The organism is Saccharothrix sp. HUAS TT1, assembly GCF_040744945.1.
In the GTDB taxonomy this organism is placed as follows: domain Bacteria; phylum Actinomycetota; class Actinomycetes; order Mycobacteriales; family Pseudonocardiaceae; genus Actinosynnema.
This window is the reverse complement of sequence record NZ_CP160453.1, coordinates 362,840-385,165: the sequence shown is the minus strand read 5'-3', so window position 1 is coordinate 385,165 and position 22,326 is coordinate 362,840. Positions and strand designations below refer to the sequence as shown.

General features: G+C 67.9%; 22 protein-coding genes and 1 tRNA gene. 13 read left to right on the top strand and 10 right to left on the bottom strand.

Annotated features, from left to right (window positions below; translation table 11 throughout):
* The first annotated feature begins 461 nt into the window (after positions 1 to 461).
* The 4 genes from AB0F89_RS01875 to AB0F89_RS01860 all read left to right on the top strand — a co-directional run bounded on the left by AB0F89_RS01875 (position 462) and on the right by AB0F89_RS01860 (position 5,664).
* Positions 462 to 1,622 carry a helix-turn-helix transcriptional regulator gene (locus tag AB0F89_RS01875; RefSeq protein ID WP_367131913.1) on the top strand — a complete coding sequence of 387 codons (1,161 nt, stop codon included), beginning with the start codon at positions 462 to 464 and terminating at the stop codon, positions 1,620 to 1,622.
* Positions 1,623 to 1,632: 10 nt separating this feature from the next.
* Entirely contained in the window at positions 1,633 to 2,355 is a 723-nt protein-coding gene (locus AB0F89_RS01870; protein WP_367131912.1) for a 5-formyltetrahydrofolate cyclo-ligase, read from the top strand.
* 92 nt (positions 2,356 to 2,447) lie between these two features.
* Positions 2,448 to 3,887 carry a HEPN domain-containing protein gene (locus tag AB0F89_RS01865; protein WP_367131910.1) on the top strand — a complete coding sequence of 480 codons (1,440 nt, stop codon included), beginning with the start codon at positions 2,448 to 2,450 and terminating at the stop codon, positions 3,885 to 3,887.
* A gap of 133 nt (positions 3,888 to 4,020) precedes the next feature.
* Positions 4,021 to 5,664: a hypothetical protein gene (locus AB0F89_RS01860; RefSeq protein ID WP_367131909.1), complete on the top strand. Its 1,644-nt coding sequence runs from the start codon at positions 4,021 to 4,023 to the stop codon at positions 5,662 to 5,664.
* On the opposite strand, the gene AB0F89_RS01855 is transcribed toward AB0F89_RS01860, so the two are convergent.
* The 4 genes from AB0F89_RS01855 to hrpB form a co-directional block, all read right to left on the bottom strand.
* Positions 5,661 to 5,972 (bottom strand): resolvase, encoded by a 312-nt coding sequence (locus AB0F89_RS01855; protein WP_367131907.1) that lies wholly within the window; start codon positions 5,970 to 5,972, stop codon positions 5,661 to 5,663. The two genes, AB0F89_RS01860 and AB0F89_RS01855, sit on opposite strands and share 4 nt — an antisense overlap.
* A gap of 66 nt (positions 5,973 to 6,038) precedes the next feature.
* The gene (locus AB0F89_RS01850; protein ID WP_367131905.1) at positions 6,039 to 6,917 is read right to left on the bottom strand and encodes an SDR family NAD(P)-dependent oxidoreductase; all 879 of its coding nucleotides are present in this window, start codon (positions 6,915 to 6,917) and stop codon (positions 6,039 to 6,041) included.
* A 105-nt stretch (positions 6,918 to 7,022) separates the two neighbouring features.
* Complete coding sequence (locus AB0F89_RS01845; protein ID WP_367131903.1) at positions 7,023 to 7,601, bottom strand: TetR/AcrR family transcriptional regulator; 579 nt, start codon at positions 7,599 to 7,601, stop codon at positions 7,023 to 7,025.
* A 37-nt stretch (positions 7,602 to 7,638) separates the two neighbouring features.
* On the bottom strand, positions 7,639 to 9,990 hold the full coding sequence (hrpB, locus tag AB0F89_RS01840; protein WP_367131901.1) for an ATP-dependent helicase HrpB: 2,352 nt from the start codon (positions 9,988 to 9,990) through the stop codon (positions 7,639 to 7,641).
* A gap of 40 nt (positions 9,991 to 10,030) precedes the next feature.
* Between hrpB and AB0F89_RS01835 the strand changes: the two genes are divergently transcribed.
* The 5 genes from AB0F89_RS01835 to AB0F89_RS01815 all read left to right on the top strand — a co-directional run bounded on the left by AB0F89_RS01835 (position 10,031) and on the right by AB0F89_RS01815 (position 14,336).
* Positions 10,031 to 11,131 (top strand): glycosyltransferase family 2 protein, encoded by a 1,101-nt coding sequence (locus tag AB0F89_RS01835; protein ID WP_367131899.1) that lies wholly within the window; start codon positions 10,031 to 10,033, stop codon positions 11,129 to 11,131.
* Positions 11,132 to 11,135: 4 nt separating this feature from the next.
* Positions 11,136 to 11,948: a GNAT family N-acetyltransferase gene (locus tag AB0F89_RS01830; RefSeq protein ID WP_367131897.1), complete on the top strand. Its 813-nt coding sequence runs from the start codon at positions 11,136 to 11,138 to the stop codon at positions 11,946 to 11,948.
* A 61-nt stretch (positions 11,949 to 12,009) separates the two neighbouring features.
* Complete coding sequence (locus AB0F89_RS01825) at positions 12,010 to 13,317, top strand: MFS transporter (protein ID WP_367131895.1); 1,308 nt, start codon at positions 12,010 to 12,012, stop codon at positions 13,315 to 13,317.
* Between the two features lie 66 nt (positions 13,318 to 13,383).
* The gene (locus AB0F89_RS01820; RefSeq protein ID WP_367131893.1) at positions 13,384 to 14,139 is read left to right on the top strand and encodes a DsbA family protein; all 756 of its coding nucleotides are present in this window, start codon (positions 13,384 to 13,386) and stop codon (positions 14,137 to 14,139) included.
* A gap of 124 nt (positions 14,140 to 14,263) precedes the next feature.
* Positions 14,264 to 14,336, top strand: a tRNA-Ala gene (locus AB0F89_RS01815).
* Between the two features lie 290 nt (positions 14,337 to 14,626).
* On the opposite strand, the gene AB0F89_RS01810 is transcribed toward AB0F89_RS01815, so the two are convergent.
* From AB0F89_RS01810 to AB0F89_RS01800, 3 genes are read right to left on the bottom strand one after another with little or no spacing between them, the layout of a single operon-like run.
* A complete protein-coding gene (locus AB0F89_RS01810) occupies positions 14,627 to 15,115 on the bottom strand; it encodes an Imm1 family immunity protein (protein WP_367131891.1) in 489 nt (162 codons plus the stop codon).
* Positions 15,112 to 15,264 (bottom strand): DddA-like double-stranded DNA deaminase toxin, encoded by a 153-nt coding sequence (locus AB0F89_RS01805; protein WP_367131889.1) that lies wholly within the window; start codon positions 15,262 to 15,264, stop codon positions 15,112 to 15,114. Before AB0F89_RS01805 ends, AB0F89_RS01810 begins: the two co-directional genes overlap by 4 nt.
* 18 nt (positions 15,265 to 15,282) lie before the next feature.
* On the bottom strand, positions 15,283 to 15,609 hold the full coding sequence (locus tag AB0F89_RS01800; RefSeq protein WP_367131887.1) for a hypothetical protein: 327 nt from the start codon (positions 15,607 to 15,609) through the stop codon (positions 15,283 to 15,285).
* An 87-nt stretch (positions 15,610 to 15,696) separates the two neighbouring features.
* On the opposite strand from AB0F89_RS01800, the gene AB0F89_RS01795 reads away from it, so the two are divergent.
* From AB0F89_RS01795 to AB0F89_RS01780, 4 genes are all read left to right on the top strand, one after another.
* A complete protein-coding gene (locus tag AB0F89_RS01795) occupies positions 15,697 to 16,200 on the top strand; it encodes an RHS repeat-associated core domain-containing protein (protein WP_367131885.1) in 504 nt (167 codons plus the stop codon).
* Positions 16,201 to 16,266: 66 nt separating this feature from the next.
* Positions 16,267 to 16,542 carry an HNH/endonuclease VII fold putative polymorphic toxin gene (locus AB0F89_RS01790; protein WP_367131883.1) on the top strand — a complete coding sequence of 92 codons (276 nt, stop codon included), beginning with the start codon at positions 16,267 to 16,269 and terminating at the stop codon, positions 16,540 to 16,542.
* 52 nt (positions 16,543 to 16,594) lie between these two features.
* The gene (locus AB0F89_RS01785; RefSeq protein ID WP_367131882.1) at positions 16,595 to 16,993 is read left to right on the top strand and encodes a hypothetical protein; all 399 of its coding nucleotides are present in this window, start codon (positions 16,595 to 16,597) and stop codon (positions 16,991 to 16,993) included.
* Positions 16,980 to 17,321, top strand: a complete 342-nt coding sequence (locus tag AB0F89_RS01780; RefSeq protein ID WP_367131881.1) for a hypothetical protein — start codon at positions 16,980 to 16,982, stop codon at positions 17,319 to 17,321. The genes AB0F89_RS01785 and AB0F89_RS01780 overlap by 14 nt, the downstream gene beginning before the upstream one ends.
* Positions 17,322 to 17,327: 6 nt before the next feature.
* Here the strand turns inward: AB0F89_RS01780 and AB0F89_RS01775 are convergent, their stop codons facing one another.
* The 3 genes from AB0F89_RS01775 to AB0F89_RS01765 form a co-directional block, all read right to left on the bottom strand.
* Positions 17,328 to 18,992 (bottom strand): hypothetical protein, encoded by a 1,665-nt coding sequence (locus AB0F89_RS01775; RefSeq protein WP_367131880.1) that lies wholly within the window; start codon positions 18,990 to 18,992, stop codon positions 17,328 to 17,330.
* 682 nt (positions 18,993 to 19,674) lie between these two features.
* Complete coding sequence (locus AB0F89_RS01770) at positions 19,675 to 20,826, bottom strand: serine hydrolase domain-containing protein (protein WP_367131878.1); 1,152 nt, start codon at positions 20,824 to 20,826, stop codon at positions 19,675 to 19,677.
* 241 nt (positions 20,827 to 21,067) lie between these two features.
* Positions 21,068 to 22,198, bottom strand: a complete 1,131-nt coding sequence (locus tag AB0F89_RS01765; RefSeq protein ID WP_367131877.1) for a serine hydrolase domain-containing protein — start codon at positions 22,196 to 22,198, stop codon at positions 21,068 to 21,070.
* Positions 22,199 to 22,326 lie beyond the last annotated feature (128 nt).

Genomic DNA, 22,326 nt, shown 5'->3' with positions numbered 1-22,326 from the left:
GCACCCGTGCGACCGTGGAGCGGTTGACGTCCATCGCCTTGGCGAGGGCGTAGTCCGAGCGGAAACCCGCGAGTCGCGCGGCCTTGGTGAAGACGTCGGTGCGTAGGTGGACGGTGTGCGGCATAGGGCCCAGCCCGGTTCGCGTCCTAAGTGGATAGGTTGGTACGGGTGGATGTCATCGCTGAGTCGTTCCTCTACGGTGAGCCTTCGTTGGTGGGGCACCCAGCGCCAGGGAACAGCGAGCGACATACCGGTAGACGGTGTTCGTCGGGGCAATCCGCCGGTGTGCCCGTCCAGGTACACCGCCTGACGCTGGGGCCGAGATCAAGAATGGAATCCCACCGGGGCGATCAACAGGGACAAACTCACGCCCAGGTGGAGCCATAGTGGCGCACGGGTACCCTTGACCAGGCGAAACACCAACCGGATCACCGGCAAGACAATGCCAGGGAGGTCATCCGATGGCGGTACGACGAATCGGTCTTGCACGGGCACGGAAAGCGGCCGGGTTCACCCAGGAGTCGTTCGCTGAGGCCATGCACGTCGACCGTTCCACGGTGGTGCGTTGGGAAGCTGGCGAAAGAGAGCCTCTTCCGTACCAGCGCCCGAAGCTGGCCCGCCTGCTGAGGATGTCACTCGATAGACTTGATCAGGTACTCGCGGCTGGTGGGCATGGCGAGCCACGTGATCGCCTCGCTCACTCCTTGGAGCAGCCTGGCTCTGTGGACCTCATGACTGTGGCGCAGCTGCGGCAGCATGTTCACGAACTCGATGAACGCTACGACCGGGCGCCCTCGACCTCGCTCCTCGCGGAAACAGGCCAGGCGCTGGGGCAGATCACCTTTCTCTCAGCACACGCCAAAGCGCACCGTGTCCGCCGGGAGTTGAGCGCCGTCGAGGCCGAGAGTGCGATCTTGATGGGGCAGCTTGTCTGGGACGCCTCGCAGCGTCGTGACCATCGCACCGCTCACCGCTACTTCGCCCAAGCCGTCACAGCCGCCAAACGAGTCCGCGACCCTGCGACCGAGGGCTTGGCCTGGTTGCGCAAGAGCTACGTGGCGCTCTACGGCGAGAACGATCCCTCTACTGGGTTGGCGCTGACTCTGCGGGCAGCCGAGACCACTGCGGAGACGAGTCAGGCGCTCAGCGGCCTTGCCACGCTCCACGCCGCCGAGGCCCACGCCATGATGGGACAGTTGACCGACTGCGAGCGGATGCTCGGAGAGGCTGATCGTCGCCTTGAACAGGTCGACGCCGATGACGTGGCGTTCGATCTGTTCTCCCCGACCCACCGCGGGCGACTGGCTGGGTCGTGCTACCTCTTCCTCGGCCAGGCAGAGAGGGCCGCACGCATCCTCGACGCCACGGCTGCCGAACTCCGCGAGCGCTCGAAGTCTGCGGCCATCGTGCTCGGCAACCTCAGCCTGGCCCGTCTGCGCCAAGGCCAGGTGGACAAGGCCGCCGGGACGCTGCACGAGGCGATGGACATGATCGAGCTGACCTGGGGCGGGGGCGGACTCAACATCCTGTTCGATGCCTGCCGCGAGATGCAGCCGTGGCGTCAGGAGCCCGAGGTGCAAGATGTCTACGACCGGGTGATGACGCTGATGGCAACGAAGTAGGAGGGCCGACGTGGCGGACGTCGATCAGGCGAAGCAGGCTGCCCGCGAACACGTATGGGCACTGCTGGAACACGAACATGCCGTTCCGCCTGACGTCCACGGCCGCATCCCCTCCTTCCACGGTGCCGAGGAGGCCGCCGACCGCCTGGCGGAGCTACCCGAGTGGAAGGCTGCACGGGTGATCAAGGCGGTACCGGATACTGCTCAGCAACCGGTACGCGCCAGAGCGCTGCGCGAAGGCAAGCTCGTCTACATGGCGGTTCCCAAGCTTGCCGGTGAACGACCCTTCATCGTGCTCGACCCGAAGAATCTCGACATCACGCCCGAAGAGGCGGCTGTGCGGCATACCGCCGCTCAAGTCGGTCACCACGTGGATGTTGATGCCATGAGTTCCGTCGACCTGATCGTCTGCGGCAGCGTGGCGGTGAACCGGCGCGGGGTCCGTCTCGGCAAGGGCGCTGGGTACTCGGACATCGAGGTGGCACTGCTTCAGGAAGCTGGTCTCATTGGGCCCGACACCACGATCGTGACGACAGTGCACGCGCTCCAAGTGGTGGACGACGAGCTGCCCGAGACTGCACACGACTTCAGCGTCGATGTGATCGTGACACCAGAGACGACGATCCGTTGCCCGGAGCCACGGCGGCCGCAGGGCCTGCTGTGGGATGAGCTATCGGCTGAGAAGATCGCGGCGATCCCCGTGTTGGCGGCACGTCAGCAGTCACGTCGGTAACGAACCGTAGGCGGTTGTGCTCGTAGGGCTATCCAAGGTACCCCTCGGCGCGTCGCTTCTACGCTCTGTCCTGGACAGTGGTATAAAGCGATATGTCGCAGCTTGACGTCAATCAACCATTCGATCTATTTGGGCAGTTCTGGAAAGCTGGCGAAGAGGAAAAGCGCACACCGGGTCGCTTGTACCGAACGGCGGACGGTATCCGGATACAACTCTTCGAAGACTTGCGCCCAGGGCCGAGTTACGTTGCGGTGAAGCAAGATGAGCAAAATTCGGTCTTCGAAGTAATCGACTCTCCTGAAAAGCATGAACCGCTAACTCTGTACGGACGCGTCGGTCAAATGGTTGGCAGTATTACCGCTTATGACTGTATAACTGTGCACTCGCAGTCGGATCTGTTCGATAGCGGCGTCGGCGAATATATCCTTGCACCGCGCGGCGTCATCTTCGGTGCTCACACGTTAGGCGTGAAGCAAACATACTCTGGTGTGCGCGTGCGTACTAGAGACGTGGATGAATGGGCCAACCTGCCAGGTTTCTTTTCCAGTGAGGCGGATGACGGTACAAGAAGCCTAAGCTACCGAATGCCGAAGTTTGAGCCCGTCGCTTTGACTGGCGGGGCCAGCTTTACCGTTTCGCAAACGGCGCGTCTAACTTGGCCTACCGTTCGCGGCGGTTCGATGATGCGTGAAGTCTGGTTGCAGGTCACTGATCTGCAACTGAGTAACTGGCAAGAGATCGACCGTCGGATTGTGACACCTCTGTCGAGTCTTATCACCTTGTGTGTAGGCGAAGTGAACGACTTGACCAGCATTGAGCTGACTATTGATGGTCGCGATTGGTTCCCTCTGGTATCGAACTACATAAATTACGTTGAGCCGCGCAGTGAACGTCTTAGGGTACTTGCCGGACTTTCGGATCTGGGGTTCGCTGGTGTAGCTAATTGGCTGAATAAAGTCGAAACACTGGGACCTCTGCCGCCGGTTATTGCCCATTTTTCAGCAAGGCGTGACGTCGTCAAGCTTGAGACCGAGCTTCTCGAGATGACGACCGTCGCCGAAGGACTTCACAGACGTCTTCGTCCCGATCAAAAGCGGATCAGCGATGAAGATCGCAGGCAAGCACGGAAACTTGTTCTTGAAGCACTCAAGGACATGGAAGATGTAAAAGACGTTTTGCGCGGGGTGTTCAATCATATTGGCGAGTTGAGCTACCCTAACCGATTGAGAGGGCTGGCGGACATCATCCACGATGTGGCTCCGGAAATCTGTGGCGACCAAAATAAGTGGTCTAAGGTTGTCTCGGACGCCCGGAATTCCTATGCACATCGCAGTGCCGGCTTCCTGGATGAATCTAATATCGATTCGCTATTTACTGTAGTGGAGTCGTTGAGATGGCTGCTTCGCTGCATTCTCCTGCTTGAGGCGGGACTAGATGGCGCGCTACTCGGAGAACGCCTCCGAGATGTCAGTGGGTTTCGACTCTTCCTCGAGCGGGCTGCCGAGAACTTGCCTGCCATTTATGGTCCATGATCAGTGGCCTGCGGTCGGCTAGCATCGCCTCTCGGCGCTTTATGTGTTAGCTCGAAATGTGCGATAATGACTCTAATGAATGTACAGAGGCTTGGAATAACTTATGAAACCTCGGGATGATGAGACCGCGCGGATGATGTTCGCTGACCTGCGTGACCATGTCGTACAGCGGCTTGGCACAGAGGAGTGGCTGACTCTGTATCGATTTGATCCGTTGGGTTCGCCTGATACTGAAGTTACGTACTTCTGCGCGCTCGTACAGCCAGAGCATCTCGGCGAAGCTCTATCTGACGATGAATGGGACCTGCTTGTAGGTAACGGAGGCCCTGGTTTTGAGAGTTACGGCGAGGATACATTCCGCTATGTTCGTATCGGCGATGGCCCGGTAGAACCGTTCGTTCACTCGCGGAGCTTCCCGGGAGCGGTCAAGTCATTCAATGAGCTGTCTGAAGAATTTCGACTTTTTCACAATCTGTATGTGGACCAAAAGACGGGTCGCCACTTCCTATTTGACGAAGCGGGCGACGAAGTCAATGTTGCGCGTGTGACTCCTGATCGAGTCGAGATTCGACTTCGCTATCTGAAGGAGTATTTGGCCGTGCGCGACATGTGCTTGCTTATTTTCTTCGAGTACAACCGTACTTCTGTCCTGACGCCTCTTGAGCTTGGGGTTACCGATGAGGGACGTTGGGAGGAGAAGGGCACCGATTATAGGTTCAATCAATTCCTGGTCAAGCCGTGGTTCAGCATCGATGCCTACAAGTCAGCGAACTCGATTTCTCGATTGCGCGGTAAGAAAGTTGTCCGGCCTGGCTCGCTGGCAGTTGGTCGCAAGCCTTGGGAAAGTCAAAGGAAGTACGAAAGCTTTATCATCGGCACTGACGACGATGGTGAGGATCTTAGTTTCACTAGTGATGATGACCACCTGGGGAATTACTTCGGGAAGAATCCCGATGCTCCTCATTATCTTACGCCAGTATTCTTCCGCAAGCAGGTTTTGGCTAAGTACTATGCCGACGCTAGGCGTTATAAGATCACTGACAGCAACCTATCGTGTGTCAATTCGTGGAGTCTAAAGATCGATAACAACCACTCGTCCTACGTCACAGTCTTCCTTGGAGACCTCGGTCACCTCCCCCATAAAGAGCAGCTATATTGGAAGAGTTTCAATGTTGTGCCGGATGGCGACATCAGTGCTACCTACTTCGGTCGAAGCATACTCGGGCAGTGGCTAGAACCCGAAGCTCCGGATCTCCTGTTCAAGTCTCGTTACGAACGGTTTGGTCAGAAGTGGCATGAGAAATACGGATGGTACTTCTTCAAGCCACTGAAGGCTGCCGACTCACACTACTTCGACACTCTTCATCTCCCCGACGATAGTAATCAAGCCGAGTTCGACTCTCAAGTCATGGCGCTGGCCAAGGTCCTGATAGAGCGCATCAACGAGGAAGAGATCAGGAAATACATCGAGGTCGAAGATCGTGAAGCGGGGATCAGCAAGCTGGAGAAGTACCTTACAGTCAAAGGACTTCTTGACGCAGGTGAACGCCTCCCGTTGCTGCGTAATCTGCAGGATCTCAGAAGTGGGCCTGCCCACGTTAAGGGGAAGAAGTATGAGCGTGCGCTCGTCTACTTTCAGGTAGAGCAACTTGGGCACAATCGGGCTTTCGGTGCAATTCTGACGTCAGCGATCGAACTATTGGATAGCTTGTCCGCTCACTTTGGTATTAACGATGACCCCGACGACTTGAACGACCTCGAAGAGCCACTTACTTAATCGCGAGTCATCGTGGTCCGGCGCACTCCGTGCTTCCTCAGCTTCTTCTTGATTGTGCTGACATGGACGCTGTATCGCTCCGCCAGCGCCTTCGCTGTTGAGCCTGTGCGGTAGGCGTCAATCAGCTCGGTGATGTTCTGCTCTATGAGTACCTGCCGGACGTAACCAGGAGAGGCTGTCCTGCCCTCGATGGTGGTGACCCTCTCGTGACCATCTGCGGCCGGATCGTTGATCTTCTGCATGACGCTGACCAGCGGCCCAAGGAGGTCGGGACGGTTTGAATATCGGCGGAGAAGCTCCACCACCACCGCGACGGCCCCTCTTCCGGGAGGGGGCCGTCGCGGTTTTCGGCAACGGGGATCGGCGCCGTCCCGTCAGGCTCCGGCGACGGGCGCGTGCAGTCGGCTGAGCCGGGCGACGGCCTCGGCGACGGCCGGGTCGGTGGCCGCTCGGAGCGGCGTGACCGGCCGCGCCCCGGGGCCGATGACGACGCCGGTCCGACCGGTCAGCGAGTCGTCGGTGGCGGCGAAGATCGAGGACCTGGCCGCCGTGGACGCCGGTCCGGAGGTGGAGCGCTCGAAGACCCGGCGCACGAGCGGCCAGAGCAGTCGCAGCCCGGGGGAGACGATCCGGGGGTCGCGCATCCGGCCGGTGGTCATGCCGGTCGCGGCGCCGCCCGGGTCGGCGGCGAACACCGACACGCCCGAGCCGTCGAGGCGCCCGGCCAGGTCCAGGGTGTAGGCGAGGTTGGCGAGCTTGGCCCGCCCGTACCAGTGGAAGCCGTAGTAGCCGCCGGGCGGTTCGACGGCGTCGAACGAACGCCGGGCGGTCCGGACGGCGCCCGTGGTCACGTTCACCACCCGGCTCGGCGCACCGGCGCGCAGCACCGGCAGCAGCAGTTCGGTCAACAGGTAGGGCGAGAGGTGGTTGACGGCGAACGTCGCCTCGACCCCGTCGACCGAGTCCCGGCGCTCGGGGAACATCGCCCCGACGTTGTTGACCAGTGCGGTCAGCGGGCCGTCGGCCGCGATCCGGTCGGCCAGGTCGCGGACCTCGGCCAGCGAGGCCAGGTCGGCGGCCAGGAAGCGGGCCGGGTGCGCCGGGTCGGCGGCGTTGATCCGGTCCACCGCGCGGGCGCCGCGCTCGGCGTCGCGCCCGACCGCGGTGACCGCGAACCCGGCCGCGGCCAGTCCCACCGCGGTCTCCAGACCGATCCCCGCTGTTCCCGCCGTGACCACTGCTGTGCGTCTCATCAGTGCCGCCCTATCCGGATAGTCATCCGCTTTTCTGCACCGTAGCAGATTCGGATAGCTATCCGGTACGGCGCGCACGGGGGTGCCCGACCGGGACGAGCCTGGTCAGCGCGCCGGTCTCAGGCCCGCCACGAGGATGTCGAGGTACAGCTCGGCGTAGCGCGGGTCGTCGTCGCCGGAGCGCACCGCGTGCTCCACCCCGCACAGCAGGCGCCTGACGTCGTCGGCCACCACGTCGGAACGGACGGCGCCCGCCTCGCGGGCCCGGTCGAGCAGGGGCGTGACGGCCTGGTCGAGTTCGGCCTTCAGCGCCGAGGTCGGAGCGCCGGCGCGGTCGGCCGACTCCAGCACCGCCGCGAACCCGGGGTCCGCCAGCGACAGGTCGAGGGTGTGGCGCAGCAGGGCGCGCAGGCCGCGCGCCGGGTCCGGGTCCGCCGCCACCTCCCGCGCCCGCTCGACCAGGCGCCGGAAGCGCTCGGCCACCAGCGCCTCCAGCAGCGCGTGCCGCGTCGGGAAGTGCCGGTACACCGTGCCCACGCCCACCCCGGCGAGCTTGGCGATGGCGTTGAGCTGCAACGAGTCGTCGCCGGAGGCCAACCGGGACCGGGCCGCCTCCAGCACCCGCTCCCGGTTGCGCGCGGCGTCGGCGCGCAACGGCGTTCCATCTCCACCCTTCGCGCTCACGCCGCCAGCATAGGTGCGCCCGACACCGGCGATCCCGTCAGCGGCGGGCCGGTGGCGCGGTCATCGGGTCCTCCGGCCAGCGGTGCTTCGGGTAGCGGCCCCGCAGCTCGGACCGGACCCGCGGGTAGCCGGTCCGCCAGAACGACGCCAGGTCGCCGGTCACGGCGGTCGGCCGACCGGCCGGGGAGAGCAGGTGCAGCACGACCGGGACCCGGCCGTCCGCCAGCCGGGGCGTCTCGGTCCAGCCGAAGACCTCCTGCACCTTCACCGGCAGCACGGGCCCGTCGGCGGAGTAGTCCACCCGGATGCGCGAACCCGAGGGGACTTCGAGCCGGTCCGGCGCGAGCTCGTCGAACCGGGCGGCCGCCGGCCACGGCAGCAGCCGCCGCACCACCTGCTCGCCGCTGATGCGCGCCAGGTCCGCCTTGCGCCGGGCGTCACCCACGTCCACCACGGCGAGCAGCGCCTCGTCGTCCACCGACGGCCACGGGTCGCCGACCACGCGGTGCAGGAACGCCATCCGCTCACGCGTGCGCAGCCCGTCCGCGTCCCACCGCAGCAGGCCCGAGCCCTCCACCCGCAGCCCTTCGAGCAGCGCCCGCCGGATCGCCTCGCGGTCGTGCGACGGCTTGCTGGACAACGTGATCGCGCCCAGCTTGCGCAGCCGGTTCGCCACCACGTCACCGTCCCACCGCACGTCGTCCTCATCGGACAGCAGGGACGACGCGGCCCGCACCGCCAGCTCCTCGTCGGCCCGCGCGGCCAGCCGGATGCGCCCGTGCGCGCGGCCCGCCTCCCGGTCGGCGACCGCCACCGCGAGCCACTCGGCGTCGGCCAACCCGCTGCCCGGCGGCAGCTCCACCGCCGTGCCGCCGGCCATCAGGTAGACCGGCGAGCCGGGGGAGCGCCTGCGCGCCAACCGCTCCGGGTGGGCCAGGGCGACGACCAGCGCCGGGTCGCCACCCGAGCCGCCGCTGCCGCCCGTGCCGCCGCTGCCCGAGCTGTCCACCATCGCGGCCAGTCGGCGCACCTCGCGCGGGTCCGCGTCGCGGGTCGTCAGCTCGACCCCGGAGTTCGCCCGGTCGTCGTCCAGCAGGGCCACCACCTCGGCCGCCCCGCGCGCCCCGACGACCGCCGCGCCGTCCAGCAACGCCCGCGCCAGCCGGGGGTGCAGGCCGAGGTCCGCCATCCGCCGGCCCCGGTCCGTGACGCCGCGATCGTCGAACGCGCCCAGCGCCCGCAGCACCGACCGCCCGGCGTCCAGCGCGCCCGGCGGCGGCGCGTCCCACCAGCCGAGCCCTTCGCCGTCCGGCACGCCCCAGCAGGCCAGTTCCAGCGCCAACCGGGTCAGGTCGGCGGTCCGGATCTCCGGCTCCGGGTAGCGCGGCAGCGTGCTGTGCTCGTGCGCGGGCCAGCACCGGTAGACCCGGCCCGGCGCCTCCCGCCCCGCCCGGCCCGCGCGCTGGTCGGCCACCGCCGCGCTGACCCGGACCGTCGCCAGGCCGGACAACCCGCGCCGGTGGTCCACCCGCGGCACCCGGGACAGCCCCGAGTCCACCACCGCCCGCACCCCCGGCACGGTCAGGCTCGACTCGGCGATCGCCGTCGACAGCACCACCCGGCGCCGGGTTCCCGGGCGCAGCGCGTCGTCCTGCGCGGTGGCGGCCAGCCGACCGTGCAGCGGGAGCACGTCCACGTCGCCACCGAGGAGCGCCGCACAGCGCCGGATCTCCGCCACACCGGGCAGGAACACCAGCACGTCGCCGTCCACTTCGGACAAAGCGCGGCGCGCGGCGCGGGCGACGGTGGCCTCCACGCGCTCGTCGCGGACCGGCGGGGTGTGCGCGACCTCCACCGGGAACGCCCGCGCGTCCACCCGGACGACCGGCGCACCACCCAGGAGCTGCGCCAACCGGTCGGCCGCCACGGTCGCGGACGTGGCCAGCAGCCGCAGGTCCGGCCGCAGCCCCGCCCGCGCGTCGAGCAGCAGCGCCAGCAGCAGGTCCGCGTCCAGGTGCCGCTCGTGGCACTCGTCCAGCAACACCGTGCCGACGCCCGCCAGCTCCGGGTCGTGCTGCAACCGCCGCACCAGCAGACCCGACGTGACGACCTCGACCCGGGTGTTCTTCGAGGTCTTCCGGTCACCCCGGACCGAGTAGCCCACGGTCTGCCCGACCGGCTCGCCCAGCAGGCTCGCCATCCGCGCCGCGGCGGCCCTCGCGGCCAACCGCCGCGGTTCGGCCACCACCACGCGACCGTCCAGCGCCAGCGGCACCAGCGTCGTCTTGCCCGTCCCCGGCGGCGCGACCAGCACCGCGGTCCCGTGCGCGGTCAGCGTGGCCGCGATCTCGCCGAGCAGCGGGCGGATGGGCAGGTTCGGCAGCTCCACGCCGACCAGTGTTGCCCCAAAAGTGTGCCAATGTGGACCCATGGGGAAATGGGGAGCCCTCGGCGCGGCAGTGGCCCTGGCCCGCGCGGCCGTCGCGATCAAGGTCTGGCAAGAGGTGCGCAGGCTGCCCGCGGGCCAGGTCGACGCCGGACCCGTCACGGTCGTCGTGCCCGCGCGCAACGAGGAGCGCAACATCGACCGGTGCATCGCCGGGTTGCGCGGACAGGACCACGCCGACCTGCGGATCGTGGTCGTGGACGACGCGTCCACCGACCGCACCGCCGAGATCGTGCGGCGGCACGCCGACGAGGACCCGCGGGTGCGGCTGGTCAGCACCTCCGGCCCGCCGTCCGGCTGGGCGGGCAAGGTGCACGCGCTGCACGTGGGCAGCGCCGACGTCGACACCGACTGGCTGCTGTTCGTGGACGCCGACACCGAGGCCGCGCCCGACCTGGTCGGCAGGCTGCTCGCGGGCGCCCGGCGCGACCACGTCGACCTGGTGTCCACGTCCGGGCGCGGCACCAAGCCGAGCGCGGGCTGGTGGCTGCTGCTGCCGCCGGTGAACCAGCTGCTGTTCGAGACGACCACGATCGACGGCCGGCGCGGCATGGCGCTGGCCGTCGGCCACTGCATCCTGGTCAGCCGCGCGGCGTACGAGCGGGCGGGTGGTTGGGCCGCCATCGCCGGGTCGCGCGCCGACGACGTCGGCTTCGCCACCCTGGTCCGCGACACCGGCGGCCGGACGCGGTACGTCGACGGCGCCGACTCGCTGACCACGTCCGGGCTGGACGGGTTCGGCGACACGTGGGCGTCGATGCGCAAGAGCATGGTGGCCGGCACGTCGATGTACGCGAAGGGGCCCGCCAGCGCGTTCCTGTCGCTCTCGTCGACCGGCCTGGCGCACATCGCGTACGGCGTCGTGCCGGTGGTGACGGCGTTGCGCGGGTCGAAGCTCGGCCTGCTGGCGTGGCTCGGGCAGTCGGTCGCCCAGTGGGCCTTCCTGCGGCGGACCGGGCAGCCGCGATCCGCCGCCGTCCTCGCGCCGCTGGCCTACGCGACGTTCGGCGCGATGTCGGTGGAGGCGGCGTGGCAGGCGTTGCGCGGCACCACGAAGTGGAAGGGCCGGGACGTGCGAGGCTGACGCCGTGGTTGACCCGCTGCGCGACCCCGACGACCCCGAACTGCTCGACCCGTACCGGGCCCGCGACCTGGCCGGGCTGGTGGAAGCCGCCCGGCTGGCCGCGGGCGCCGTCCGGTACGGCAAGGTCGGCCGCGTCGGCGCGGCGCAGGTCGTGGTGAACCGCGACAACCCGCTGCCCGGCGGCAACCACGCGTGCGCCGTGTACGGGTCGTCGGCCGAGGTCGCGGGCACGCTGATGCGGCTGGAGCAGACGTTCGCCGACGTCGGCCGGGCCGAGGCGGTGCTGTACGCGTCGCCCACCACGGTGGCCGAGATCGAGGGCATCGCCGACGACACCGGGTGGCACGCGGTGGAGGAGTCGCTGGCCGTCGTGCACCGCGGCGAGGTGCGGCGGTCGTCGCTCGTGCGGCCGGCGGGGGACGCCGACCTGCCCGGCATCGCCGAGCTGCTGGCCGACGACCTGGGCGTGGACGGGCCGCGGCTGCTGCGCCACCTCGGCCAGCGGCTGGACGACCCGCGGTGCGTGTTCGTCGTCGTGGACGACGGCGAGCGGATCGGCGGGTTCGCCTCGGGGTTCGGCGAACGGCGGGTGGGGCTGGTCGAGCACGCGGTCGTGCGGCCAGCCCGGCGTCGGCGAGGGCTCGGCGGGGCGCTGGTCGGCGGGGTGGTGGCGGCGTTGCGCGAGGCGGGGGCGCTGCTGGTGGCGTCGCACGTGGCCGAGGGCGGCGGGGGCGAGCGGTTCGTGGAGGCGTGCGGTTTCGACGCGTGCTACCCGGTGGCGGCGTACGCGCGCAGGGTGGACGAACTGCTCGATTGAGTGTTCGCCCGCCGGAGCGCATATCCTTAGCACAGCTAACGGAGATCGGAAGGGGCGCACAGTGCTGGGGACCGACTCGCAGTCAAAGCCCCGGCTGCCCGGCGAGGTGTGGGTGCTCGTCGTGGCGAGCTTCATCATCGCGCTCGGGTTCGGCATCGTGGCGCCCGTCCTGCCCGCGTACGCCAAGAGCTTCGACGTCGGCACGTTCGCCGTGTCCGCCGTGGTCAGCTCGTTCGCCCTGGTCAGGCTGCTGTTCGCGCCGATGAGCGGGCGGCTCGTCAACCGGTTCGGCGAGACGTGGGTCTACATCGTCGGCATCCTCATCGTGGCCGTCGGCACCGGCGCGTGCGGCTTCGCCACCGCCTACTGGCAGCTCATCGTGTTCCGTTCGTTCGCGGGCATCGGCTCGACCATGTTCACCGTCGCCGCCGTCGGCCTGCTGATCCGGATCACCCCCGCCCCGATGCGCGGCCGGGCGTCCGGGCTCTGGGCCACCGGGTTCCTGCTCGGCAACATCGGCGGCCCCATCGTCGGCGCGGTGCTCGTGGAGATCTCCATCCAGGTGCCGTTCGTGACGTACGCGGCCGCGCTGGTCGTCGCGGCGCTCGTCGTCTGGTGGTTCCTGCGCCGGTCCACGCTCACCGCGCTGGACAAGTCCACCGACCAGGTGACGATGCCGGTGCGCGACGCCGTGCGGCTGCCGGCGTACCGGGCGGCGCTGGCGTCGGCGTTCGCCAACGGCTGGGCGGTGTTCGGCGTGCGGATCTCGCTGGTGCCGCTGTTCGTGGTCGAGGCGCTGCGCAGCACGCCCGCCATCGCGGGCATCTCGCTGTCCGTGTTCGCCGCCGGCAACGCCGCCGTGCTCATCGTCTCCGGCAAGCTGTCCGACAGCGTCGGCCGCAAGCCGATGGCCATCGCCGGGCTGGCCGTGTCCGCCATCGGCACGGTGTGGCTCGGGTTCAGCGGCAACGTGCCGATGTTCATGGTGGCGTCCCTCGTCGCCGGCGTCGGCGCCGGACTGCTCAACCCGCCGCAGAGCGCCGTCGTCGCCGACGTGATCGGGACCAAGGCCAAGGGCGGGCCGGTGCTCGCGGCGTTCCAGATGGTCGCCGACTGCGGCGCCATCGTCGGACCGCTGCTCGCCGGCGTGCTGGTCGACCAGTTCTCGTACGAGGCGGCGTTCACCCTGACCGGCGCGATGGCCGCCCTGGCGCTGGTGTTCTGGCTCTTCGCCCCCGAAACCCTGCCGCGGGCGGAGGAGACGCACGTCGCGGAGGAGGTCGCCGGCGAGTCCGGGTGCCTGGACGAGGGACCCGAGGTCCCCGTCGGCGAGCGCGTGGCAGGCCGCCCGCGTCAGCCGGACGCGTGAGCGCTCAGGTTCCGCTCAGCATCTCTCGGTAGCCTGCGTGCGGGTTTTGACCGGGAGGGCAGTGCGGTGGGTGGCGCGGAGCGCAACGCTCGGAAGAAGAAGCAACAGCAGCAGGCGTCGAGGGCCGTGGTCGCGGCGCGCGGGTCGTCCGGTGATCGGAACAAGGTCATCGTCGGCGTGGTGGTCGTCGTGGTGCTCGCGGCAGCCGTGATCGGCGGCGTCGTGTGGTCCAACTCGGGTGACGAGGACTCGCTCGCCAACCTGCCCCCGGTGACCGGGATCAGCGCGCCGATCTCCCGCGACGCCGGCGTGGTCGCGGTGGGCGAGGACGACGCGAAGGTCACCATCGACCTCTACGAGGACTTCCTCTGCCCCGCGTGCGGCAGCTTCAAGAAGGTCTACGGGGACCAGATCAAGCAGGAGATCGAAGCGGGCAACCTCAAGGTCCGCTACCACGCCCTGCCGTTCTTGATCAAGTACTCGTCACCCGAGGGCTACTCCCGCGACTCGGCGAACGCGGCGCTGTGCGCGGCCGACCAGGGCAAGTTCTGGGAGTACCACGAGGCGTTGTTCGCCAGGCAGCCGGAGGAGGGTGGGCCGGGGCACACCAAGGAGGAGCTGGTGAAGCTCGGTACCGACCTCGGGATCACCGGCGAGGCGTTCAAGCAGTGCGTGGACAGCGGTGCGCACGAGGCGGACGCGCAGGCCCAGCTGGACGCCGTGAAGGGGACCGGCAACTTCGCCGGCACGCCGACCGTGATGAAGGACGGCCAGGTCGTGGAGTGGGACGACCAGGACTGGCTGACCAACCTGCTCAAGTAGGGCACACCCCCGTCTAGCTGGGTGAATGCGACGGGGGACCCCCGATTTCGTCGGCGCGGGGGCGGTGTTGTAGGGTATTGCCACACGGGAACGCCGGGTCGAACCGGCGGGAACGTGCAGGCAAGGGGCTGTGGCGCAGCTGGTAGCGCATCACACTGGCAGTGTGAGGGTCAGGGGTTCGAGTCCCCTCAGCTCCACAAGTTAATAGCTCGTCTGACTCGCCCGCTGACCTGCGGTAATGCAGGTAGCGGGCGATCTTGTTTTTCGGTCCGCTGTGGACTGCGGTGGCCGGTCTGGAGCAAATCTGGAGCAGGCGGTCGCTCCGCAGGAAATGTTGTCAGTGCTGTGCTCCAGGTCTCGGTGACCCGGTCGGGTGGTTCTGCCCAGCGACTTTCGACGGCCGTAGCGGTTGCCGATGCCCGGCTCCGGTAACCAACCCCAAACGTTCCTGGACGACCGTCAACGGGCGCGTGGGGTCGTGTTGTCGCTAGAAGATGTCGGTCCGCTGCCAGTCGACACATGTGGGGCGTTTGCCGGTCCGCATGAACTCGTGCAGGAGACTGCGAAGCACGCTCAGAGGCAGGGCGGCTTCCCTGGGGAACTCGGTGCGGGTGTCCCTGTCGATGTAGAGCGTCACGCCGTTGGGGACTCGGGTGTCCGCCTGCCGCGGTAGAGCGATCCATGCCGTGGTGTCGTCCGCCTCGCCTGTCATGCCGGCTGGCAGGAAGTCTTTCGGGCCGAACAGGTGGACGGCGGCGATGTGGTGCTCGGTGTCGAGGTCGAACTTGAGCTGGTGGTCCGGGAGCTCCGCCGGTCCGATCGTCGGCCGATCCTTGGCGTACACCACGGTCGGATGCGGTTGTGGATTGGCCAGGATGTCTGTCATGACCTCGTCCAAGGCGACGTCATCGTCCACGGTGACAGGCTTGTCGGCGCGGTTGTCGCCGCTGAAGTAGTAGATGTCGAGCGGGGTCACAACGGGCTCCTTCCGTGGAAGACCCGCGACGTTACCGGGTCGTGGATGACCAAGGTTTGTCCTGGCCGGAGGATGAACGGGACGAGTTTGCGGCACGAGTACATGCCCTGGCACATCTCGTTGTTGACCACGAGTTCGACGTGGCCCACTCCGCTGTTGCGCTGTCGCTAGGCCACCTTGCCTTCGACGTGCTCACCCATGGTCACGCGTTCTCTGGTTCCTGCCGGGAAGCCGAGGTTGCGTAGGTGGTCGGCGACCTGCTGGTGCGTGCCGTCGACCTCCTGGCCGCTCTGGACAATCTCGGTGTTGCCGTCGGGGTCGGCATAGATTCCGCTGGTGATGTACTTCGGCAATTGTTCGCGCTGCCGCTCAGCCCAGGTTATCTCCGGCAGCGGATCAGCACCCGCGTGCGGTGGTTTCGGTGGTCGGTCCTTCGTCGGCTTATGCGATGAGCCGTCGCCCACCAAGCCGTGCAGGAGCTGCTCGATCTGCATGCGGATGGTGGAGACAAGGTCGAGGAGGGTGGACGTGCTCTCCGCAACGTCGGTCCATCGGCCCACTACCTGGCTGAATTCGTACTCTTGGGCACTACCGGCACCAGCAGCTCTGAGCTGGTCAGTAGCCTCTTTGACTGGGACGGCACGCGACTGGCCGAGCACGTCCACAGCAGCGGCACGACCAGCACCTGGGAGTACCAGCCGGGGTCGGCCACCCCGATCGCCCAGGTCGACCAGGACGAGGTCGACCGGCGCTTCTACGCGATCGTGGCGGACGTCGTCGGCAGCCCGACCGAACTGGTCGACGCCCGTGGCGAGGTCGGGTGGCGACGCACGAGCACCTTGTGGGGGCGGACGCTGGCCCAGGCGGGCGGGGCGGCCTGTCCGCTGAGGTTCCCGGGCCAGTACCACGACCCGGAGACCGGCTGGCACTACAACCACTTCCGCTACTACGACCCGGAAACCAGGCGGTACGCCTCACCCGACCCCGCTGGGACTGGTGCCGTCGGTCAACCCCGGCGCCTACGTGCCCAACCCCACCCGGCAGATCGACCCGCTCGGCCTGCAGGGCTGCGACATCAGTGGTAACGAGGCCAAGCAGCAGGCGCTCGCCGACGCCGGCGTCCCGCCGGGTTCGGAGCCCTGGACAGCCGCATGGTGCCGTCCACCACGCCGAGCGGTCGGCAGATCCTGGACGAGAACTACCAGCCCGTCTACTTCCCCGAGGAGATCTACCTCGACAACCGGGACGAGCTGATCGCGTTCCAGGACCACTACACCGGCCACCAGTTCGGTGAGGGTGGAGTGGGCGACCAACTCCCGCATGTCCATGTGCGACCCTACGAGAACACCCGCAACGGCCAGGTCCCCGGAGCGCAGGAATACTACTATTACAACCCCAGCCTGGGCAGACCGACTCCTGCCCGATGACGCCAAGCTACTGGCCCGGTTCTACCCGCAGGGGCCGGACTTCACCGGACTGGTGCTGCGGTCGATCCGGTTCGAGCGCCGCGGTCCGGGTTGCACGCTGCGCGTCGACCTGCCGGTTGCCTCGGACGTGCCCGGCTACAGCCGCGTGCAGGCGCACCTGGGGTTCCTGGCGGTCGAGGACGTCCGGATGTCAGGCGCCGTGTTGCCTGCCGTTGTCTCGGTCGAGTTAGAAGAACGGCCGAGGGCGAGGCTGGCCGTGTCGGTGACCGGGGAGTCGCTGCGGCTGACGCTGACGTGCGCCGAGCAGTTTCGCTTCGGCAAGATCAGCGCCCACGACTCGCCCCCGGACGCGGTGGACGACGGGCAGCACGAGTTCGCGAGCAGGTTGGATCAGCGGCTGTACACGACGGTTCCCGGAGCGGAGGTCGACACCTACCATGAGCACATCTGAGCTGTCGGCGTTCGAGCTCTACGCCCTGCACTGGGACGAACGCGACCACGCGATCACCGCATCCTTCGAAGGGCTGCTTGACGACGCTGCCCGTGGGACGTGGGACGCGCCGCCCGAGCACGACTGGGTCCGGTTCCACCTCAGGTTCGCCGCGGTCGAGGACGTGGAGGTGCGCGGCTGGAGCTATCAGTTGCCCACCAGGGTGGAGCAGGTGCCGGTGGGGGAGCGGGTGTCGGTCACGGTGACGGGCGAGGGCACCGACGTCCGGTTCACCGCCGTCCCCGCCGTGCGGGTGGGGAGCCGGACGTCCCAAGCCGGGCCCCTCTGAGCAGCATCAGCTGACGTGCTGATCCCCTGTTTGCGCTGGTCGGCTCGTGGCCTCGGAGTCGGTCGGTTCGATGGAGGCGTAGCGACGCCGTTGGAGCTCATCGCGTTCGGCGTCCGGGATCGTCATCGACTCGGCGAGCACGGCGGCGAGCGCGTCCACGTGAGTGTTGTCGATGTCGGCGTCGAACACCCATCTGATGTTCTCGTCGCGCGTGATGAGGTCGATCGCCGAGCGTGAGTTCCTGTCCTGGGTGGTTGCCCGGACGTAGCGCACCTGGTCGACCGGGATGTCCCGGTGGATCTCGACTTGTTCGAGGAACGCGCTTGGCTTGGCTGTGATGATGCGGCGATCCGTGATGGCGAGCAGTGTCTTCGTCTCGGGGAAACCGAGGACGCGCAGGGTCTCCCCGTCCTCTAAGAGCCATCGCAGAATGCGGAGGTACGGGTCTGGGTCCAGCGATTCGGGTGCGCAGACGACGTCCGGAGCCTCAAGGGGAGGGACCGGAGGGCGAAGGGCGTCGGCAAGGGGCTGGATCGCCTCCAGGAGCCGGGCGGAGACTTCGCGGGCGGCCTTCACGTCCTTCCGCTTCCCCAGCAGCGGCCACGAGTCGGGGCTGCGGAGCTCGGTGGTGATCCTCAGCTCCCGCGTCAGCGCGTCGACGAGGCTCGTCGCCTCGGCGAGGGCGGAGTCGAACTCCGCTCGGGTGTCGCGCGCGATGATCTCGGCGTACTGCGCCTCGGCGGCGTCTTCGCGTCCAGCGGCTCTCGCTCTTGAGGCGCGAAGCGCCTGATACCCGGTCCAGGCGTTGAGGGAGGACAGGAGGGCGTGGACGTCGAAGGCGATCACCTCGGCGTTCGTCTGGAGGTACTCGCGGTGGCTGCGTGTGTCGGCCCGATCGATCTGCTTGACGTGGCCGCGGACGTTCCCCTGGTAGAGGTCGAGCTGCTTCTGCAGCAGCGCTCCACTGCCCGCGACGTCCTCCCACAAGGAGGTCGGGACCGACTCGATCTCCCGCGCCTGGTCGACCGCGCGATCGATGGCGGCGACGAGCCCTGTCAGTTCGGCCCACTGATCCTTGCGGATGGTGGTGAGGACCTGGTTCGTCACCGCGAGGTTGGTCCTGACCAGGCCCGAGACCTCGCTCAGCATCATCTGGAGAGCGACCATGGCCAGCGCCGGCCCGACCGACGCCGCGATCGGCGCCTTGCTGAGCGCGTTCACGGGGTAGAAGCGGGCCTGGTGCACGACGCGGCCAGAGACCAGCACGGCTCCGAGGTTCCCGCCGTCCTTGACGGCCAGCGTCGCGCCGCTGTTCAGCAGGGCCTGTGCCGTGTCGCCGATCCTGTAGAGCCCCTGTGCGCCGGCGAACGCGTTTCCGAGATTGCCGACCACGGTCGCCGCGTTCCCGATCGAGGCGAGGATCGCCGAGATCTGCTTGCGGTCGGCAGCCGGCACGATCCCGAAGTCGATCAGATCGGGCTTCAGCTCCGGCGGGACCTCACCGGCGACGACAGCCACCCCCGGGAGCACCTCCACCAGGACTGTCGACGTCATCGCCGGGTCGATGTCCGAGTCGGACGTCGGATCGTCCACAACAGGTGAGTCGGTGGTACCACTCCGACCGCTCACCTCAGGCCCTGCGATCTCCACCGAGTCTGAAGGGTCCTGCATGCGATCTCCTCCCGCAGGCGCCGCGCAACGGCCGGACCTCTCGGCGTTGACCGCCGGAGTCTACGGCCCAATGCTTTGCGCACAGCCCTGTTCCACCGGGGTCGATTCCGGACTGGCCGGTGCCAGGCGTGGGTGCACTCGGTGGCGCAGAACGGCTCCCAGCGGTGCTATCGGCCACTCCGAGCAGAGGTGCCAGAAGCCGAGGTGGAGCTGGGCACGACGAGTGGCGTCGTTCGCGGATCGTGCGGCGGGCGCTGAGGGCGGGGCGCGGTGCTGGGGTCGGGAAGGCGTGTCCTGGGGTTTCCGGGGCGGGGCAGGTGGGTGCTGAGGAAGCACCGCACGAGGACGTCGCTGATGGCGGCGGCCGGACGTAGGGTGATCAGCGACGCCGGGTCCGCGGTTCCGGCGGGTGCGGAGCGGTGGGGGCGCTGCGGCGTGGCCGGCATGGCTGCTCGGGCTCGTGGGCCGGGTGCGTGTCTTCACCGAGGCGGTGGATGCGCCAGGTCGGTATCGAGCCTCGGCGGTGGCCGAGGGCTACCGCCGAGGCTCGATCACGTGACGCCTCGCTGCCGGCCATCGCACGGCAGCGGGGCGTCGCGAGCGGCGGCCATCTTCGTTCCGCACCACGCCGAGACCCGCCACCAATGCGCCAGCCCATGGGTGCGTCGAGCGTGCGGGGTTTCTACTTCGTGGCGCACAGGGCCTTGTCGAAGAGGGCGATGACCTCGTACTGGCGGACTTCGTCGTTCGTCCCGGCGACGGTGACCGCCCGGCCGTCGGGGGTGATGGCGGCGCGGGTTTGGAAGCCGTCGGCGTCGCCGCCGTGGCCGTACGCGGTGATCCCGCAGCTGAGCTTCATCTCGATGACGCCCAGGCCGTAGCGCCAACCATCGAAGAGGCCGGGCGCGTCGACCGCCTGACGCATCTCCGCCAGCCGGCCGGGCTTGAGCAGCCGACCGTCCTGCAGGGCGACGAGGAACTTGTTCACGTCACTGGGAGTGGCGATCATCTGCCCCGCGGCGCTGGCGACGGACGGGTCGAAGCGGGTGATGTCGATCAGGGCGCCACCGGTCGGCTTGCCCTGGTCGTCCCTGGGCGGCAGGTAGCCCTGCGGGTGCGGGTCGCGGATGTCCCGGTCACCCGGGCCGGGGTAGTAGGTCTCCCTCAGCCCGATCCGGTTGATGATCCGGTCGGTGACGACCTCGGCGAACGGTCGTCCCGCCACCTTCTGCGCCACCAGGCCCAGCAGGACGTACCCGCTGTTGCTGTAGCCCCACACCCGGTCCTGCCCCGGGGCGAACGTCGGCGCCTGCGCCAACGCCGAGTCCAGCAGTTCCCGGGCGTCGAAGTAGCGGTCCCTGATCGGCAGGATCCCCTTGGCCAGCTGCGGGACCCCGGTGGGCATCCCGCTGGTGTGGTTCAGCAGCTGCCTGATCGTGATCGTCCGACCGTCGATCGCCGCACCGTCGCCGGTGCCCCGCACCACGCCCGGCAGGAACTTCTCCACCGTGTCGTCCAACGCGAGCTCGCCCTCGTCGGCCAACTGCAGGATCGCCACAGCGGTGAACATCTTCGTGATGCTGGCGATCCGGACGTAACCGTCCGTCGGCACCTTCGACTTCGTCCGGACATCACCCACCCCGGCGGTGTAGTTCGTCACCCGCCCGTTCCGGTCTCGCACCGACATCAGCATCCCGGGCAGCGACCCGTCGGCGACCAGCGCCTCCAAGCCCGCCTGCAACGCCTTGTCGTGGCCTGCCCTCGACCTGTCACCGGAGGCGCCGGCCGACGCCACATCGGTCAGCGTGAGCCCGGCAACCGCTACTGCCGCCATTGCCGCTGCGACCACACGACGCCGGCGCGCGGGGCCCAGGCGGATTCCGGCCGGAGGACTGAGATCATTCGACAAAGGACACTCTCCAATTGAACGCATTGCACTGACCCCACCCAGTGTTGTCACCGTTTCACCGCCCCACGACCCCCCGTGCTGAACACCTCCGGTACAGCCAGCACTACCTCCGAGCCCTCGCCGTCAGGTGACTTCCCAGGCGCAGGGTCGAACTCTCAGCCGGGCGTCAGGTCGCGCACAGCGCGGCGTCGAAGAGGGCGGCGCGGTCCGCGGCGACGGACTCGTCCTTCACCGACCCGTTGAGCGAGGTGACCACGAGGGTCGCCGCGCGACCGTCGTCGGTGGCCGCGTTGACCGTCGAGTAGCCCGGGATGTCGCCGCCGTGGCCCCACGCGACTCCTCCGCAGCTCAACGGCGTGCTGAACAGGCCGAGTCCGTAGCCCGACCCGGACTTCGGGTCCGTCGGGATGGTGGTGCGCATCTGGGCCAGCTGGGCCGGTTCGAGCAACTTCCCGTCCAGCAGCGCGCGCAGGAACGCGTTGAGGTCGCTCGGCGTGGAGACCAGGTGACCGGCGGCCCAGCCCCAGCTCGGGTCCATCCGCGTGAAGTCGACCAGCTCGTCGGTCGCCGGGTCGCGCTGGTAGCCCCCGGGGTGCCGGCCGCGGATGTCCTCTTCTCCGACCTCGGGCGCGTACGTGTCCCGCAGACCGATCCGCTGGATGACCCGGGTGGTCACCAGCTCGTCGAACGGGCGGCCGGTGACCCGCTGGGCGATCAGGCCGGCCAGGAGGTAGTTCGTGTTGCTGTAGGACCAGCCGCCGCCGGCGGCACGCCCGTCCTCCCTGGCGTTCGCCAGGTCGAGCAGTTCGCGGGGTTCGAGGTAGACGTGCTGGTACAGCAGGAAGTCGCCCTTGGTATCGAACATCGAGTCGGTGTAGTCCGGCAGGCCGCTGTTGTGCTGGAGCAGTTGGCGGACCGTGATCCTGTCGGCGTCCACGCCCTTGGCCCGGACCAGGCCCGGGAGGTACGTCTCGATCGACGCGTCGAGTTCCACGCGGCCCTCACCGACGAGCTGCAGCACGACGACGGAGGCGAACATCTTGCTCGCGCTGCCGATCCGCACCCTGCCGTTCGTCGGCACCTTGCCGCCGGTCCGCAGGTCGCCGATCCCAGCCGTGTAGTGGCGGGTCCGGCCGTGCCGGTCCCGGACGGCGGCCAGCGCCCCGGGGTGCCGGTCGACACCGACGAGCTTGTCCAGGCCCTGCTGGACCACGTCGGGGCGGTGCTCGGCTTGGACGGCCTGGATCGGGCCGCCGAACGCGAGACCACTCGCCGCAGCCACCACCACCGCCGTCATGGCGACCACGCGGCGGTGCGGCGAGGAAGAAAACCGATATCGCTGAGAAGATGACGTGAACAAAGTAGACAACTCCCGGGTTCCGCGGACGTCGGTCCTGCGATGACCGACGGATTCAGGCTGCTCAC

Excerpts from the sequence above, each read along its gene's own strand:
- AB0F89_RS01875 (WP_367131913.1), top strand. The coding sequence starts at position 462 with ATGGCGGTACGACGAATCGGTCTTGCACGGGCACGGAAAGCGGCCGGG.
- AB0F89_RS01865 (WP_367131910.1), top strand. The coding sequence starts at position 2,448 with ATGTCGCAGCTTGACGTCAATCAACCATTCGATCTATTTGGGCAGTTC.
- AB0F89_RS01850 (WP_367131905.1), bottom strand. The coding sequence starts at position 6,917 with ATGAGACGCACAGCAGTGGTCACGGCGGGAACAGCGGGGATCGGTCTG.
- AB0F89_RS01835 (WP_367131899.1), top strand. The coding sequence starts at position 10,031 with ATGGGGAAATGGGGAGCCCTCGGCGCGGCAGTGGCCCTGGCCCGCGCG.
- AB0F89_RS01860 (WP_367131909.1), top strand. The coding sequence starts at position 4,021 with ATGATGTTCGCTGACCTGCGTGACCATGTCGTACAGCGGCTTGGCACA.
- AB0F89_RS01780 (WP_367131881.1), top strand. The coding sequence starts at position 16,980 with ATGAGCACATCTGAGCTGTCGGCGTTCGAGCTCTACGCCCTGCACTGG.
- AB0F89_RS01765 (WP_367131877.1), bottom strand. The coding sequence starts at position 22,198 with ATGACGGCGGTGGTGGTGGCTGCGGCGAGTGGTCTCGCGTTCGGCGGC.
- AB0F89_RS01775 (WP_367131880.1), bottom strand. The coding sequence starts at position 18,992 with ATGCAGGACCCTTCAGACTCGGTGGAGATCGCAGGGCCTGAGGTGAGC.
- AB0F89_RS01790 (WP_367131883.1), top strand. The coding sequence starts at position 16,267 with ATGGTGCCGTCCACCACGCCGAGCGGTCGGCAGATCCTGGACGAGAAC.
- AB0F89_RS01800 (WP_367131887.1), bottom strand. The coding sequence starts at position 15,609 with ATGCAGATCGAGCAGCTCCTGCACGGCTTGGTGGGCGACGGCTCATCG.
- AB0F89_RS01770 (WP_367131878.1), bottom strand. The coding sequence starts at position 20,826 with ATGGCGGCAGTAGCGGTTGCCGGGCTCACGCTGACCGATGTGGCGTCG.